The organism is Sphingomonas sp. KR3-1, assembly GCF_040049295.1.
Lineage (GTDB): Bacteria > Pseudomonadota > Alphaproteobacteria > Sphingomonadales > Sphingomonadaceae > Sphingomonas.
Genome location: NZ_JBDZDQ010000001.1, coordinates 1,807,775 through 1,823,714, shown reverse-complemented (window position 1 = coordinate 1,823,714; position 15,940 = coordinate 1,807,775). Strand labels below are relative to the sequence as shown.

The window sequence follows — 15,940 nt, the reverse complement described above, 5'->3', positions numbered from 1 at the left end:
GGTCAAGTGAAGCCACCGCGTCGCCCTTCTTCCCGCCACGAGCCCGATGGTCCCGGCGTCCCCACTCGCCGTGCAGCGCTCAAGCTGCTCGATGCGGTGCTCCGGCGCGGGCTGGCGCTCGAGCAGGCGCTGGACAGCGCGGCACAGGGTCTCGCGCCCAACGATCGCGGGCTTGCCCATGCCATCGCCGCCGAAGTGCTGCGCCGGCTGCCCGACCTCGACGCGCTGATCGATTCGGCGACCAAGCAGCAGCTGCCCGACGACGCCAAGGCGCGCTTTGCGCTGCGCATCGCGCTCGTCCAGGCGCTGGCGCTCGGCACGCCGGGCCATGCCGCGATCTCCACCGTGCTGCCGCTGGTCGATGGCGGCCCGCGCAAGCTGGTCCACGGCGTGTTCGGTACGCTGGTGCGCCAGGGCGTGACGCTGCCCGAGCCGCCGACGCTGCCCGATGCGGTGGCGCTGCGCTGGCACGCCGCCTGGGGCGACCAGATGATCGAGGACGCCGAGCGCGCGATCGCGGTGCCGCCGCCGCTCGACCTGACGCTGCGCGATGCGCAAGTCGCGCCCGACCTGCCCGGCAAGAGCCTGCTTCCCGGCCATCTCCGCCTCGACGAGAAGGGCCCGGTGGTGATGCTCGAAGGCTTTGCCGAGGGCGATTGGTGGGTGCAGGACCTCGCCGCCTCGCTCCCCGCCCGGCTGATCGGGAAGGACACGGGCACGGCGCTCGACCTGTGTGCTGCCCCGGGCGGCAAGACGCTCCAGCTCGCCGCCGCCGGCTGGCAGGTGACGGCCGTGGACGTCTCCGAAAGTCGTCTGGCGCGACTTCACGAGAATCTCGAGCGCACCGGGCTCAGCGCCGAGGTGATCACCGCCGACCTGCTCGTCTGGAAGCCCAGGGCGCAGGCGGACGCGGTGCTGCTCGACGCGCCGTGCAGCGCCACCGGCATCTTCCGCCGCCATCCCGACGTGCTCCACCGCGTCCGCCCCAGCCTGATCCGAGAGATGGCCGAGCTGCAGGGCAAGCTGCTGTTCCGGGCGGCGGAATGGGTGAAGCCGGGCGGCATACTTGTCTTCTCCACCTGCTCGCTCGAGCCCGAGGAGGGCGAGGCGCAACTGGCGGCGTTCCTCAAGGCGCGTTCGGACTATGCGATCGCCCCCATCCGTGCCGAGGAGCTCCCCCATGGCGTCATGCCGCGCGCGGACGGGAGCCTGCGCCTGCTGCCGGGAACGCTCGCCGATGTCGGCGGGTTGGACGGGTTCTTCATCGCGAGGCTCACCCGCAACCCCTAGAAGCCCGGTTGCGCGCGAATCGCGGGGTGCCTAAGGATTCATCATGGCCGTCCGCATCGCACCTTCGATCCTCTCCGCCGATTTCGCCAAGCTGGGCGAGGAGATCCGCGCCATCGACGCTGCCGGCGCCGACTGGATCCATGTCGACGTGATGGACGGGCATTTCGTGCCCAACATCACGATCGGCCCGGGGGTGATCAAGGCGCTGCGCCCGCACACCGCCAAGCCGTTCGACGTCCATCTGATGATCGCGCCGGTCGATCCGATGCTCCAGGCGTTCGCGGACGCCGGGGCCGACTGCATCTCGGTGCATCCGGAATCGGGCCCGCATCTCCACCGCACGCTCCAGACAATCAAGGGCCTGGGCAAGCGTGCTGGCGTCGTGCTCAATCCCGCCACCCCGGTTGAATCGATCGACTATGTCATGGACCTGATCGATCTCGTCCTGGTGATGAGCGTCAACCCCGGTTTCGGCGGGCAGAAGTTCATCGAGAGCCAGCTCGGCAAGATCGCCGAGCTGCGCAAGCGGATCGATGCCAGCGGCCGCGCGATCGACCTCGAAGTCGATGGCGGCATCGACCGCGCGACCGCGCCGCGCGCGATAGAGGCCGGTGCCGACGCACTCGTCGCCGGCACCGCGACCTTCACCGGCGGCCCTGCCCAATATGCGGCAAACATTGCCGCGTTGCGCGGCGGGTGAGCGATGGCGGCTCGTACTCCGGGGCCGACGGGGTCGAGCAGGGTAAGCGGCTCATCCGCACAGGGGGGGATCGCGGACTCAGCCTCGCGGAGCGCGTTTCCGAGCGCTTTCAGCGCCTCGCCTGGCGCACGCCGCTCCATAACATGCGCCTGAAGGGCCGGCACCCGCTCAAGCTGATCGCGGTCGGCGAGGACCCGTTCTTCGGCGATGTCGAGCGCGGCAACGCGCTGCTCGACGGCATGGTGAGCTATCGCGGCGAGGAGCGCTCGATCGCCAGCCTCGACTTCACCCGGCCCGACTGGTCGCCGGCGATGGGCGAATATCTCCACGGCTTTGGCTGGCTGCGCGACCTCTCGAGCGTCACCACCCGCGTCACCGCCGCGCCGATCGCCGAGGGGCTGATGCAGCGCTGGCTGGCGGTGCATGGCGACAAGGTCTCCGATCCCGCCTGGCGCGCCGACCTGGTCGGCCGGCGCATCCTCGCCTGGACCGCGCACGCGCCGCTGATCCTGTCGGCCAACGACCTGGTCTATCGCTCCTCGGTGCTCCACGCGCTGGCCAAGGGCGCGCGCCACCTCGACCGCGCCGCCGACCGGGTCCCGGCCGGTACACCGCGCATCGCCGCCTGGTGCGGCGTGCTGGTCGCGGGGCTGATGATCCCCGGCGGCGATCCGCGCCGCTCGTTCGGCGAGACCGGCATGCGCCGCGCGCTCGAGCAATCGATCTTCGACGATGGCGGCACCGTCGGCCGCTCGCCCTGGGGCCAGCTCGACGCGGTCCAGCTGCTGACGATCCTGTCGAGCGCCTATGAGGCGCGCCGGCTCGAGCCGCCGGCCTTCGTCTCCTCGGCGCTCAACCGCATGGTGACCGCGCTGCTCGGCGTCTGCCACGGCGACAAGGGGCTGGGCAGCTGGCAGGGCTCGGCACCCGTGCCCGGCGCGCTGATCGAGCAGGCAGTCGAGGCGACGGGCGTGCGCACCCGCCCGCTCAAGCAGGCGCGCGAATGGGGCTATCAGCGCCTCAACGCCGGCAGCACCGTGCTGATCGTCGACGCCGCGCCGCCGCCGCTGGCGCGGCTGGCCGCGGGCGGCTGCGCCTCGACGCTCGCCTTCGAGCTTTCCGACGGGCCGAACCGCATCGTCGTCAATTGCGGCGGCTCGGGCATGACGCTGCATTCGGTGCCCAACGCGCTGTCCGCGGCGCTGCGCACCACCGCGGCGCATTCGACGCTGACGCTGGCCGACAGCAACTCGACTGCGATCCACCCGGACGGCTCGCTCGGCCGCGGCGTCGTCGAGGTCGAGCTGGCACGCACTGAGAGCGAGAATGGCAGCCGGATCGAGGCGAGCCATGACGGCTATGTCCGCCGCCTCGGCTTCGTCCACCGCCGCCTGATCGCGCTGGGCGGCGACGGGCGCGACGTGCGCGGCGAGGACATGCTGCTTCCCGCCGACAAGCGCCGGCACAAGGCCAACACGCCCTTCGCGGTCCGCTTCCACCTCGCGCCGAGCGTCGAGATCTCGCCCACCGCCGACGGCCAGGCGGCGATCCTGCGCCTGCCGGGCGGGCATCTCTGGCAGTTCCGCTGCAAGGGCGGCACGCTGGCGTTCGAGGATTCGATCTGGATCGACGGCACCGGCAAGCCGGTCCCCACCCGCCAGCTCGTCATCACGGGCGAATCGCTCGCCGGCGGGGCGAATGTGAGCTGGCTGTTCCACCGGGCGAAATAGCGTTCCCGGCGAAGGCAGGGATCCATTCTGGGCGCAGTTGATCGGTCGCGAAAGCCTCTCAAGCGACATCGCGGCTGGGCCCCGGCCTTCGCCGGGGAACAGGAACTTTACGCCTTGTCGAGCGGATAAGGGTTGCCAGCGGCCCCCCGATCCGTAGAGGGGCATGCCGCATGGACCAGGTGAAAATCCGCCGCGCGCTGCTCTCCGTCTCCGACAAGACCGGGATCGTCGAACTTGCAACCGCCCTTGCCGGCCAGGGCGTCGAGCTGGTCTCGACCGGCGGCACCGCCACCGCGCTGCGCGATGCCGGGCTCGAGGTGCGCGACATCTCCGATCTCACCGGCTTCCCCGAGATGATGGACGGCCGCGTCAAGACGCTCCACCCCAAGGTCCATGGCGGCCTGCTCGCGGTGCGCGGCAATGCCGAGCACGAGGCATCGATGGCCGAGCATGCGATCGGCCCGATCGATCTCGTCGTGGTCAACCTCTATCCCTTCGCCCAGACCGTCGCCCGCGGCGCCGATCGCGACACGATCATCGAGAATATCGACATCGGCGGCCCGTCGATGGTCCGCTCCGCCGCGAAGAACCACGAGAGTGTCGCGATCCTCACCGATCCCGCCGACTATGCGCTGGTCCACGAAGCCGTCACCACGCTTGAGCAGCGCCGCAAGTTCGCTGCAAAGGCTTATGCCGCCACCGCGGCCTATGATTCGATGATCTCGAGCTGGTTCGCCTTTGCCGACCAGGGCGAGGCCTTCCCCGAGACGCTCAACCTCAGCCTCAAGCGCGGTCAGGCGCTGCGCTATGGCGAGAACCCGCACCAGTCGGCCGCCTTCTATGCCGCCACCGGCCCGGCGACGCCCGGCATCGGCCAGGCGCGCCAGCTCCAGGGCAAGGAGCTGAGCTACAACAACTACAACGACGCCGACGCCGCGCTCGAGCTGGTCAGCGAATTCCGCGACGGCCCGCCGACCGCAGTGATCGTCAAGCACGCCAATCCCTGCGGCGTGGCGAGCGGCGCGACGCTGGCCGAGGCCTATGCCGCGGCGTTCGCCTGCGACACCGTCTCGGCGTTCGGCGGCATCATCGCGGTCAACCGCCCGCTCGACCGGGCGACCGCCGAGCAGATCACGTCGATCTTCACCGAAGTGGTGGTCGCGCCGGGTGCCGACGAGGAAGCGCTGGCGCTGTTCGCCGCCAAGAAGAACCTGCGCCTGCTGCTGACCGACGCGCTGCCCGATCCGGCGCGGAACGGCCTGATGGCGAAGGCGATCACCGGCGGCTGGCTGGTCCAGAGCCGCGACAACGGCATCATCGGCCCGGCCGAACTCAAGGTCGTCACCAAGCGCCAGCCGACCGACCAGGAGCTGGCCGACTGCCTGTTCGCCTGGACGGTGGCGAAGCACGTCAAGTCGAACGCGATCGTCTATGCCAAGGACGGCAGCACCGCCGGCGTCGGCGCCGGCCAGATGAACCGGCTCGAATCGGCGCGCATCGCCGCGTGGAAGGCCAAGGACGCCGCCGAAAAGGCCGGCTGGGCGACGCCGCGCACGCTCGGCTCGGCGGTGGCCTCGGACGCCTTCTTCCCCTTCGCCGACGGCCTGCTGGCGGCGGTGGAAGCCGGCGCCACCGCAGTGATCCAGCCGGGCGGCTCGATCCGCGACGAGGAAGTGATTGCGGCGGCCGACGCGGCCGGGCTGGCGATGGTCTTCACCGGGATGCGTCACTTCCGGCATTGAGGCCCGGTACGTCATCCCGGCGAAAGCCGGGATCTTGTGGCTCCATTCCGGCCATCGCCTAAGATCCCGGCTTTCGCCGGGATGACGGCTATCCGCGCGCCTCTTCCACCGGCAGCTCGGCCTCGCCCGCCCGCGGCATCTTGCGAAACAGCGCGCGGTCCTCGGGGCCGAAGCCGAACTTGATGATCACGAACAGGTAGGTCACCAGGATAGCGGGCATGCCGAGGCTGAGCTCGGCCCATTCATAGCTGTGCGGCAGCGACATGAACGCCGAGCCGACCAGGCAGGCGATGCCGATCGCGGCGAAGAAGCTCGGGCGGATGCTGACCACCGGCGCGCCGAGCAGCCGGCGCAGCAGCACCGCCTTGATCGCCGAGCCGCAGGTCAGCGCCGTCGCCAGCGCGATCGCCGGCGTCGCCACCAGCATCGGCAGCGGCCAGTCCGCGCTGCGCGCGACGAACAGCAGCACGAAGGTCAGCGCGATCTGGAACAGCAGCACGCCGACCGAGATCGCCAGGTTGGTGTGGCGCGCGATATAGACGAGCGCGGTTTCGCATACCGCGCCGGACGAGGCGAGCACCTCGGCCGCGAGCAGCACGCACAGCGCCATCCAGCCCGCGACGAAGTCCTTGCCGAGCAGCCCCATCACGCCTTCGCTGGGGATCGAGAACATCACCGCCAGCGCCGCCTGGGCGCTGAGGATCCAGAAGCCGACCTGATAGACCTGCTTGGCGACGGCCTTGCGGTCGTTCTCGGCGAGCGCCTTGGTCACCACGGGGCCGAGGATCGGATCGAAGCTCGACTTGAGCTTCTGCGGCACCGACGAGACCTGCTGCGCCATGTAATAGATGCCGACCACGCCGGGCGCGAACAGCAAGGCGAGGATGAAGCGGTCGACATTGCGCGTCGCCCATTCGATCGTGTCGGCGCCGGCGAGCGGGGCGTTGCGCCGGGCCAGCGACCAGATATCGGCGAGCCGCGGCCGCCAGCCATGCGGCAGGCCATATTCGCGGACGAACGGCACCAGGGAGGCGATCACCGCCGCGCTCATCGAGGCGACATAGGCGAGCACCAGCCCGTCGCGCGCCGAGAAATAGGAGAAGATCCAGGCGGCGATGCTGATCGTCCAGGGCTCGATGATCGCGCGCGCGGTCACCGAGGCGCCGATATTGTGGCGATAGGCGAGCGCGGCGAGCGAGACGTCGGAAAGCGCCGTCGCCACCACCACCAGCGGCAGGAAGCGCTCGAGCCCCATCACCGGGCTGTTGGGGAACAGCGCCTGGGGGAAGGCGATCAGCACGCCGCTGACCAGCAGCGAGGCGATCAGCGCCACCGCCATCGCATCCCATACGACATGCGCATGCGGCCGGTCGGTCTTCGACAGCGCCTGCGCCAGCCCGCGCTTGAGGCCGAGCGTGGCGACCAGCGCGGCGAACTCGATCACCAGCACCGCGATCGCATAGCGGCCGACGATATCGGGGCCATAGGCGCGGCCCGCGATGAACAGGAAGGGCAGCCGGGCGACGAGCCGGATGGCAAAGCCCAGCAGGTTGGTCCGCCCGCCCTTGGCGAGCGTGTTGATGTCCTCGGAAGGCGGGGCGGCAGCGTCAGTCAACGATCGGATCACTTCCGGCACGGGCGACGATCGAACGCACGCTGATCGCCGAAGCGGGCTTCTCACTAATGATGGTCTCGCCTGTCGCAACTACAACATGATCGAGGCCGAACCCGCCCAAGCCCTGTACGGCGGCATCGATGCAAAGCGTGCTCGCTTTCGGACAACGTGCGACGGTGAGCGCGATCACCTGACGCAGATAGAAGCCGCGGACGAAGGCCCCGGGATCGCCACAGGCGGCAGGGACGTCAGTAAAGCCTGTAGAGCATCGCTCCACGGAGACATGCTGGTGTTCCGCCTGCTTCTGCGCGGCGATGAGCGCGGAGAGGGCGAAGCGCGGAACTGCGGGATCGGTGTCCGGCCTGCCATCCTTCAAGCTGTTCTCAACCCGAAGGATGGTTGGCGGCACGACGTATTCGGAGAGCGGCTTGCGTGCTATGCAGCCGGTGCTTCCAGTAGAAGGCTGCAGCCCGGGATTGTCCGAGGTCAACAGGAATACGTCGTTGACCCATAACGAGGTACCCAGCTGGACGGGCTCGTCCTCGCGCGGCGTCTCCGTCTCCATGAAATAGGTGGTTGCCGTCTTCAAGGCGCACAGGCCGTCATAGCCCGTGGGTACGGGCGTCGTCGCAAGATCGACCGTGATTGCCCGCCAGCGTCGGGTGGGCCCCTCGACCCATGCATCGGTAAAAGGCGGGGAGCCTTCACCGAATAGCAGCGCGCCAAGCTGGCTGGGCGACATGGTGCGCAGGGAATGCGGCGTGGCCGAGATGTCGGGAATCTGGGCGAAGGCTTCCGGAGAGGCGAGCGCGAGAGCGAGGCCGAGAAGCATATGCATCGGTTTCAATGCGCGGCGCCCCAGCTCGCGCCGACGCCGATCTCGACGCCGAGCGGCACGGTGAGTTTCACCGCGGGCTCGGCGGCGGTGGCCATCACGCGCTGGATCACCGGCCTGGCCGCCTCGACATCGGCCTCGGGCAGCTCGAACACCAGTTCGTCATGCACTTGGAGGAGCATCTTGACGTTGGGCAGGCCTGCTTCGAGCAAGGCCGGGCCCATCCGCGCCATCGCGCGCTTGATGATGTCGGCGCTGGTGCCCTGGATCGGCGCGTTGATCGCCGCGCGCTCGCTGCCGGCGCGCTCGTTCGGGTTGCTCGCCTTGAGCCGCGGGAAATGCGTCTTCCGGCCGAACAGGGTAGTGGTATAGCCGCGCTCCTTGGCGAGCGAGAGCGTGTCGGCGATGTAGCGGTTGATGCCGGGGAAGCGCTCGAAATAGCGGTTGATCATCGCGTGCGCCTCGTCGGGCGTCACGTCGAGGCGGCCGGCCAGGCCCCAGCGCGAGATGCCGTAGAGGATCGCGAAGTTGATCGTCTTGGCGCGGCCGCGGGTGTCACGGTTCACTTCGCCGAACAGCTCCATCGCGGTGCGGTTGTGGATGTCCTCGCCCTGCTCGAAGGCCTCGCGCAGCGCCGGCACGTCGGCGATGTGCGCGGCGAGGCGCAGCTCGATCTGCGAATAGTCGGCGGAGAGGATGACGTTGCCGGGCTCGGCGACGAAGGCGTCGCGGATCTGGCGGCCGGTCTCGGTGCGGATCGGGATGTTCTGGAGATTGGGGTCGGTCGAGCTCAGCCGGCCGGTCTGCGCGCCGGTCAGCGAGTAGCTGGTGTGGACGCGGCCCGTCGCCGGGTTGATCTGTGCCTGCAGCGCGTCGGTATAGGTCGATTTGAGCTTGGTCAGCTGGCGCCAGTCGAGCACCTTGACCACCATCTCGCGGCCGGGGGAGTCCTTGTCCGCCGCGATCCGCTCGAGCTCGTTGACGTCGGTCGAATAGACGCCCGACTTGCCCTTGCGGCCGCCCTTGATCCCCATCTTGTCGAACAGCACGTCGCCGAGCTGCTTGGGGCTGCCGATGGTGAACTTGAACCCGGCGATGCCGTGGATCTCTTCCTCCAGCGCGGCGATCTGATGGGCGAAGTCGGTCGAGAGGCGGTGGAGCACCTGCGCGTCGACCTTGATGCCCTCGCGCTCCATGCCGGCGATCACCGCCACGAGCGGCCGGTCGACCATCTCGTAGACGCGCGTCGAGCTTTCATACGCGAGGCGCGGCTTGAAGCGGCGCCACAGCCGCAGCGTCACGTCGGCATCCTCGGCGGCGTAGCGGGTGGCGGCCTTGAGATCGACCTGGCCGAAGCCGAGCTGGCTCTTGCCGGTGCCGACCACGTCCTTGTAGGCGATGCACGAATGCGAGAGGTGGGTGGCGGCGAGCTCGTCCATGCCATGCCCGTGCAGCCCGGCGTCGAGGTCGAAGCTCATCACGATCGTGTCGTCGAACGGCGCCAGCCTCAGCCCGCCCGATTGCGCATAGGCGCCGCCCAGCACGATCATGTCGTACTTCAGGTTGTGGCCGATCTTGAGGACGGCGGGGTCTTCGAACAGCGGCTTGAGCCGGGTCAGGGCGACCGCGCGATCGATCTGCACCGGCTTCTCGGCGAACATGTCGGTGCCGCCATGGCCGAGCGGGATGTAGCAGGCCTTGTTGGGCGCCAGGCACATGCTGATGCCGACCAGCTCGGCGCGCGTGGCGTCGACGCCGGTGGTCTCGGTGTCGATCGCGACCCAGCCCTGGTGGTGCGCCGCGGCGATCCACTGGTCGAGCGCGGCCTGGTCGACGACGGTCTCGTAGCCGTCGTGGTTGCAGGGCAGGTCTTCCTCGAGCCCGGGCGTCTCGTGCGTCTCGACCGGCGCGTCGGCCACCGCGGCGAGGCGGTTGATCAGCGTGCGGAAGCCGTGATGCTCGAGGAACGCGCGCAGCGGCGCGTCGGGGATGCCCTGCAGCGCGAAATCCTCGAGCGGCTCGGGTAGCGGCACGTCGCTCGCCAGCTCGACGAGCTTGCGCGACAGCCGCGCCATCTCGGCATGCTCGATCAGATTGTCGCGCATCTTGGACGGCTTCATCGTCGGCGTGGCGGCGAGCACCCCCTCGACGTCGCCGAATTCCTGGATCAGCTTGGCGGCGGTCTTGGGGCCGATGCCCTTCACGCCGGGCACGTTGTCGACGCTGTCGCCCATCAGCGCGAGCACTTCGCCGAGCTTCTCGGGGCCGACGCCGAACTTCTCGATCGTGTCGGCCGGGCCCAGCCGGCGGTTGTTCATCGTATCGAGCATGTCGACCGACGGATCGGTCATCAGCTGCATCAGGTCCTTGTCGGAGCTGACGATGGTCACGCTCCAGCCCTGCGCCAGCGCGGCCTTGGTGTAGCTGGCGATCAGGTCGTCCGCCTCCCAGCCGGCTTCCTCGATGCAGGGCAGCGAGAAGGCGCGCGTCGCGTCGCGGATCATCGGGAACTGGGGCACCAGGTCCTCGGGCGCCGGCGGGCGGTGCGCCTTGTACTGGTCGTACATCTCGTTGCGGAAGGTGTGCTCGCTCTTGTCGAGCACCACCGCCATATGGGTCGGGCCGTCCGCCTTGTTCAGCGTATCGACCAGCTTCCACAGCATGGTCGTATAGCCATAGACCGCCCCCACCGGCTCGCCATGCTTGTTGGTGAGCGGCGGCAGCCGGTGATAGGCGCGGAAGATATAGCCGGAGCCGTCGACGAGATAGAGATGAGGCATCGGTGCGGGGATAGCCGAGCCGGTGCCCCGAACAAAGCCCTGCTGTGCCTCAACTTGCGTCGTGGAAGATGATCCCGAGCACATGGCGCTGCCCGGCGCGGATTTCGCTGACGCCATGACGCATGGTGACGCGGTAGTCGCCCCTTGAACCGCGCACCGGGCGCTGGTGGACGGCGAACACCACCGCATCGCCCTGCGCCAGTGGCACCACCGCGGCGCGCGACTGCATCCGCGGGCGCTGCTCGGTCAGCACGAGCTCGCCGCCGGTGAAGTCCGTGCCCGGCGCGGAGAGCAGCGCCGCGAGCTGGAGCGGGAAGACATGCTCGCCGTACAGGTCCTGGTGGAGGCAATTATAGTCGCCGGGGCCATAGCGAAGCAGCAGCGGGGTGGGGCGCTGCTGGCCGGCCTGGTGGCAGCGCGCGAGGAAATCGGCATGGGCGGGCGGGAAGCGATGCGCGATCCCCATGCGGTGGTGCCAGAGGTTGGCGAGCGCGGCCAGCGGCGGATAGAGCCCGGCCCGGAGCGTCGCGACCGGCTCGGGCAGCGGATAGGCGAAATAGCGATACTGGCCGCGCCCGAAGCCGTGGCGCGCCATGATGACCTCGCTGCGGAACCGCGCGCGTTCGTCATAGAGCGCGGCGGTCGCGGCGCACTGGTCGGGGGAAAGCAGTCCGGGCAGCACGGCCCAGCCCTGCGCGTCGAGCGATGCGGCGATCGCGGTCCAGTCGAAACGGTCAAGCATGGCAGCGGACTAGCGCCCCGCGCCGCGGCCCGCCTTCCGCGGCTTGCGCCCGAACTTATTTGCCGGTGCGGCCGGTGAACGCCTTCCAGGCCGGATCGGCATTGTCCTGCACGCGCGGCCCGCTGACATGGTTGGCGACGATCGCCTGCGCGACCTGCTGCATCAGCGCCTGGCGCGCCTGGGGCGGCCGGCGGGTGTCGCCGATCATCACCGCGAGCGCATAGGACTTGCCGTCGGGCGCGGTGAGGATGCCGACGTCGTTGAAGCCCGCGGTGCGCGGGCCGAGGTCCTGGCCGGTGCCGGTCTTGTGGCCATAGGTCCAGCCCGGCGGCACCGCGCCGTGGACGCGGGCGCGGCCGGTCTTGGCGCCGTCCATCGTCGCGATCAGCCAGGCGGTCGAGGCCGGCGACAGCAGCTCGCCGCGCTTGAGCCGGGCGAGCGCCACCGAGATGCCGGCGGCAGCGGCGCCATCGGGCGGATCCTTCACATAGGATTCATAGGCGTTGAGGCGAACGGCGGGCGACAGGCGCGACCGGGCGATCGCGAAGCTGTTGCCCATCGAATATTCGGGCTTCCACTCGAGCCCGGCGGTGCCCGCCTGGAGCAGCTTCTCGCCGGGGCCGAAGCGCACGCCGGTGATGCCCTTGCGCGCGAGGAAGGAACGGATCGCATCGGGCCCGCCGACCAGCCGGAGCAGCTTGTCGTTGCAGGTGTTGTCGCTCATCTGCATCGCGCGGCGCACGATCTCGCCGACGGTCGCGGTATAGCCGACATCGCCCTTGACCAGCGCCGCGACGGGCTGGTGGAACAGCGTGAAATCGGCCCTGGTGATGGTGATCGGCTGGTCGAGCCGGATCCGGCCCTGGTCGACCGCGTCGAGCACGGTCATCGTCACCCACAGCTTGGAGACGCTCTGCTGCGGCATCGGCCGCGCGGCGTCGTTCGAGGTGACGATCCAGCCATCCTCGACGCTGGTGATCGCCACGCCGACCAGCCCGTCGAAATTGCCGGTGATGCCGCGGATCGCCTGTTCGAGCCCGGTGGGCGCCGGCGCGGTCGGCCGCCAGGCCTGGACGGCGGCGGCCTTGGCGCTGTCGCCCCAGGGGAAGGGGAAGCTGATGCCGTAGGAGGCAGGCATGTAGGCGGCGAGCGAGGGATCGCCGTGCACGGTGCAGCCGACGAGCAGCGCAGGCCCGAAGCCCGCGACCGTCACTGCGCGTTGGATTGCCGAGAAGTCCTCGAACTTAAACACTTTAATACTCGACCCTTTGCCCGTCTCCACCAGATGCGGCGGATGCGCGCGGCGCGAAAGTCCACGGCGGGCAGTGTTGCGACGAATGACTCTTCTATAGCGATGAAGCGTGAACGATGCCGAAACGCGCGTCGCATTTGCGACGAAACGCCGGAGTCGAGGGATCAGTTTCCGCTGGCCTCGAGCCAGGACTGCAGGGTCTGCGCCGCCGGATCGGGCGTGCAGCTGCCGGTGCGGCGCAAGACGCAGCCGGGCGCCTGGGTGGACCCGGGGTTGGAGCAGCGCTCCCGGGCATAGGCGCTGGGCAGCTCGCCGGCATGCTCGCGGGGGCTCACCACCACGTCGAAGGCGCCGGCGTGGCGCGCCGCGTCCGCGGGGCTAGCGATCACATAGATCGGCGCGGCGCGGCGGAAGAGCGCATAGGATCCCGCTACCGTGTCGCGCGGACGATAGAGCGCGAGCCCGCAGGTCCGGGGCGGGCGCCCCGCGCGGTCGAGCGCATCGGCCAGGCCTGCCTCCATCGTCCAGTTCGGCCGGAAATGCCCTGCCGCGAGCGCCACCGAGGTGCCGCCCCACAGCGCCAGCGTGCCGGCGGTCGCCAGCGCCAGCCGCCGGCGCGGCACGCGGCGCAGCAGCTCGGCGCTGCCGATCGCCGCCAGGATCACCAGCAGGGCCGTGCTCGCCAGCACGAAGCGATATTCCTTGTGGCCGATCAGCGAATGGGCGGCGAGGTGGACCAAGGCGATCCACAGCAGGGCGGGGTAGCGCTTCGCCCCGATCCAGGCGAGCAGCAGGATCGGCGTGATCGCCACGACCCAATACCAGGCGATCAGCTGGAAATAGCCGATCAGGGGCAGGGTGCCATAGGCCTGGGCGCGTCCCTCCAGGATGTTGACCCGCGCCGCCTCGATCATCCAGCGGAACGGCACCGCGCCCATTGCCAAGTTGGCGAGCGCGTCGATCGCCAGGGCGCCGCAGCCGCCCGCGACCAGCGGCAGCCAGGCGCCGCGCCAGTCCTTCTTCGCCGTGAAGATCGCCAGCGTGAGCAGAGCGGGGGCGTATTGGATTCGCGCGACGAAGCAGAGCCCCATCAGCAGCCCGGCGACGGCGAACTGGCGCGGCCCCGGTTTGCGCCGGGCGAGCAGCAGCCAGATCGCGCCCATCAGCAGCGCCAGCCCGATCGGCTCGGACAGCGCGCGCGGGGCGAAATAGACCAGCTCGAACCAGGTCGCCGCGACGAAGCCCGCAAGGATCCCGTGCAGCCGAGACAGCCTGAGCCCCAGCGCCACCGCCGCGCCGACGATCACCAGCGACAGCGCCGCCAGCGTCAGCCGCACCAGGAGCAGGTGCAGCGTCGTGTCGGGTGCCAGCGCGTGGCCGAGCGCCATCGGGCCGGCGAGCAGCTCCGGGATCAGCCAGCTCCTGAGGCCCGCGCGATAGTCCCAGGTCTGCACCCACGGCCCGGCGACCAGGTGCCAGGCCGGCTCGAGATATTGCCAGATCTCGTCGAACCAGTTGACCATGAACGGGATCGCGGCGAGCGCGCGCAGCGCCGCCGCCAGCAGGATGGCGCCCCAGAAGATCCGCCCAGGGCTGACGGCGTCGCTCAGGGCACCAACACCGTGTCGACGGCCGCCGGCAGCGTCTCGGGATAGTCGAGATTATAGTGGAGGCCGCGGCTCTCCTTGCGGTGGAGCGCCGAGCGGACGATCAGGTCGGCGCTCTCGAGCAGGTTGCGCAGCTCGATCAGGTCGGGCGTGACGCGGAAATGGCCATAATAGTCCGCCACTTCCTCGCGCAGCATCTTGATCCGGTGCGCGGCGCGCTCGAGCCGCTTGGTCGTCCGCACGATGCCGACATAATTCCACATGAAGCGGCGGATCTCGGTCCAGTTCTGCTTGATCACCACTTCCTCGTCCGAATCGGCGACGCGGCTCTCGTCCCAGGCGCGGATCGCCGGCGGCGGGGCGAGCTCGCCCCAGTGCGTGGTGATGTGGTTGGCTACCGCCTCGCCGAACACGAAGCATTCGAGCAGCGAGTTGGAGGCCAGGCGATTGGCGCCGTGCAGCCCCGACTGGCTGACTTCGCCCGCGGCATAGAGATTGGGCAGGTCGGTGCGCCCGTCGCGATCGATCACCACGCCGCCGCAGGTGTAATGCTGGGCGGGGACGACCGGGATCGGCTCTTTCGTCATGTCGATGTCGAGGTCGAGCAGCCGTGCATGGATGGTCGGGAAGTGATGCTTCACGAACTCCGCGCCCATGTGGCTGATGTCGAGATGGACATAGTCGAGGCCGAGCCGCTTGATCTCATGGTCGATCGCGCGTGCCACGATGTCGCGCGGCGCCAGCTCGGCCCTGGAATCGAAATCGGGCATGAAGCGATGCCCCGCCTCGTCGCCGGCGTCCGGGGGAAGGAGGAGCCGCCCGCCTTCGCCGCGCACGGCCTCGGTGATCAGGAAGTTCTTGACCTCGAGATTGTAGAGGCAGGTCGGGTGGAACTGCATCATCTCCATGTTCGAGATGCGGCAGCCCGCGCGCCAGGCCATGGCGATGCCGTCGCCGGTGGCGCCCCTGGGTGCGGTCGAGAACAGATAGGTCCGCCCCGCGCCGCCGGTGGCCAGCACGGTGGCGTTGGCGGTGAACAGCTCGACGCGGTTGGTCGCGCGGTTGAAGGCATAGACGCCCCAGACATTGCCGGCGCCCGAATAGCGCTCCTCGTGGCGGCTGGTGGCGAGGTCGATCACCACCATGTCGGGGACCAGCGTGATGTTCGGATTGGCCTGCGCCGCCTTGAGCAACGCGGTCTGCACCGCAAGGCCGGTGGCGTCGTCGACATGGACGATGCGGCGATGGCTGTGCCCGCCCTCGCGAGTGAGGTGCAGCGCGCCGCCCTCGGTGTTGAAGGGTACGCCGAGCTCGGCCAGCCGCGCGATCGCCCGCGGCGCGTTCTCGACCACCATCTCCACCGTGGCGCGGTCGTTCAGGCCCGCGCCGGCGATCATCGTATCCTCGATATGGCTCTCGAACGTGTCGCCGGGCTCGAGCACCGCGGCGATGCCGCCCTGCGCCCAGGCGGTCGAGCCCTCGGCGAACCCGCCCTTGGCGAGCACGGTGACCTTGTGGTGCTGGGCCAGGTTGAGCGCCGCGGTGAGCCCCGCCGCGCCGGAGCCGATCACGAGGACGTCGCTGCTATGGGGGTCGTTCGCCATGTCTCTTCCGCTGGTTCGTGCCCGGACTAGGCGCTAGGCAGGG

11 protein-coding genes are annotated in these 15,940 nt (G+C 69.4%); 4 read left to right on the top strand and 7 right to left on the bottom strand.

The genetic code is table 11. The features are described from left to right. Positions 1 to 6 precede the first annotated feature (6 nt). From ABLE38_RS08860 to purH, 4 genes are all read left to right on the top strand, one after another. Entirely contained in the window at positions 7 to 1,290 is a 1,284-nt protein-coding gene (locus tag ABLE38_RS08860) for an RsmB/NOP family class I SAM-dependent RNA methyltransferase (protein WP_348973791.1), read from the top strand. A 43-nt stretch (positions 1,291 to 1,333) separates the two neighbouring features. Beyond that, a complete protein-coding gene (gene rpe, locus ABLE38_RS08855) occupies positions 1,334 to 1,990 on the top strand; it encodes a ribulose-phosphate 3-epimerase (RefSeq protein WP_348973790.1) in 657 nt (218 codons plus the stop codon). Positions 1,991 to 2,133: 143 nt separating this feature from the next. Beyond that, a complete protein-coding gene (locus ABLE38_RS08850) occupies positions 2,134 to 3,720 on the top strand; it encodes a heparinase II/III family protein (RefSeq protein WP_348973789.1) in 1,587 nt (528 codons plus the stop codon). Between the two features lie 170 nt (positions 3,721 to 3,890). Beyond that, complete coding sequence (gene purH, locus ABLE38_RS08845; protein WP_348973788.1) at positions 3,891 to 5,462, top strand: bifunctional phosphoribosylaminoimidazolecarboxamide formyltransferase/IMP cyclohydrolase; 1,572 nt, start codon at positions 3,891 to 3,893, stop codon at positions 5,460 to 5,462. An 88-nt stretch (positions 5,463 to 5,550) separates the two neighbouring features. Here purH and ABLE38_RS08840 read toward each other — a convergent pair whose 3' ends face one another. The 7 genes from ABLE38_RS08840 to nadB all read right to left on the bottom strand — a co-directional run bounded on the left by ABLE38_RS08840 (position 5,551) and on the right by nadB (position 15,897). Beyond that, complete coding sequence (locus tag ABLE38_RS08840; protein WP_348973787.1) at positions 5,551 to 7,077, bottom strand: lipopolysaccharide biosynthesis protein; 1,527 nt, start codon at positions 7,075 to 7,077, stop codon at positions 5,551 to 5,553. Continuing rightward, on the bottom strand, positions 7,070 to 7,915 hold the full coding sequence (locus ABLE38_RS08835; RefSeq protein ID WP_348973786.1) for a hypothetical protein: 846 nt from the start codon (positions 7,913 to 7,915) through the stop codon (positions 7,070 to 7,072). Before ABLE38_RS08835 ends, ABLE38_RS08840 begins: the two co-directional genes overlap by 8 nt. Before the next feature lie 5 nt (positions 7,916 to 7,920). Further along, positions 7,921 to 10,692 carry a DNA polymerase I gene (gene polA / locus ABLE38_RS08830; protein WP_348973785.1) on the bottom strand — a complete coding sequence of 924 codons (2,772 nt, stop codon included), beginning with the start codon at positions 10,690 to 10,692 and terminating at the stop codon, positions 7,921 to 7,923. A gap of 49 nt (positions 10,693 to 10,741) precedes the next feature. After that, entirely contained in the window at positions 10,742 to 11,434 is a 693-nt protein-coding gene (locus tag ABLE38_RS08825) for a 2OG-Fe(II) oxygenase (protein ID WP_348973784.1), read from the bottom strand. Positions 11,435 to 11,489: 55 nt separating this feature from the next. Next, positions 11,490 to 12,686, bottom strand: coding sequence for a serine hydrolase (locus ABLE38_RS08820; RefSeq protein ID WP_348973783.1), 1,197 nt, complete (start codon positions 12,684 to 12,686; stop codon positions 11,490 to 11,492). Positions 12,687 to 12,850: 164 nt separating this feature from the next. Beyond that, a complete protein-coding gene (locus ABLE38_RS08815; protein WP_348974470.1) occupies positions 12,851 to 14,248 on the bottom strand; it encodes a hypothetical protein in 1,398 nt (465 codons plus the stop codon). Between the two features lie 44 nt (positions 14,249 to 14,292). Further along, a complete protein-coding gene (gene nadB / locus ABLE38_RS08810) occupies positions 14,293 to 15,897 on the bottom strand; it encodes an L-aspartate oxidase (RefSeq protein WP_348973782.1) in 1,605 nt (534 codons plus the stop codon). Positions 15,898 to 15,940 lie beyond the last annotated feature (43 nt).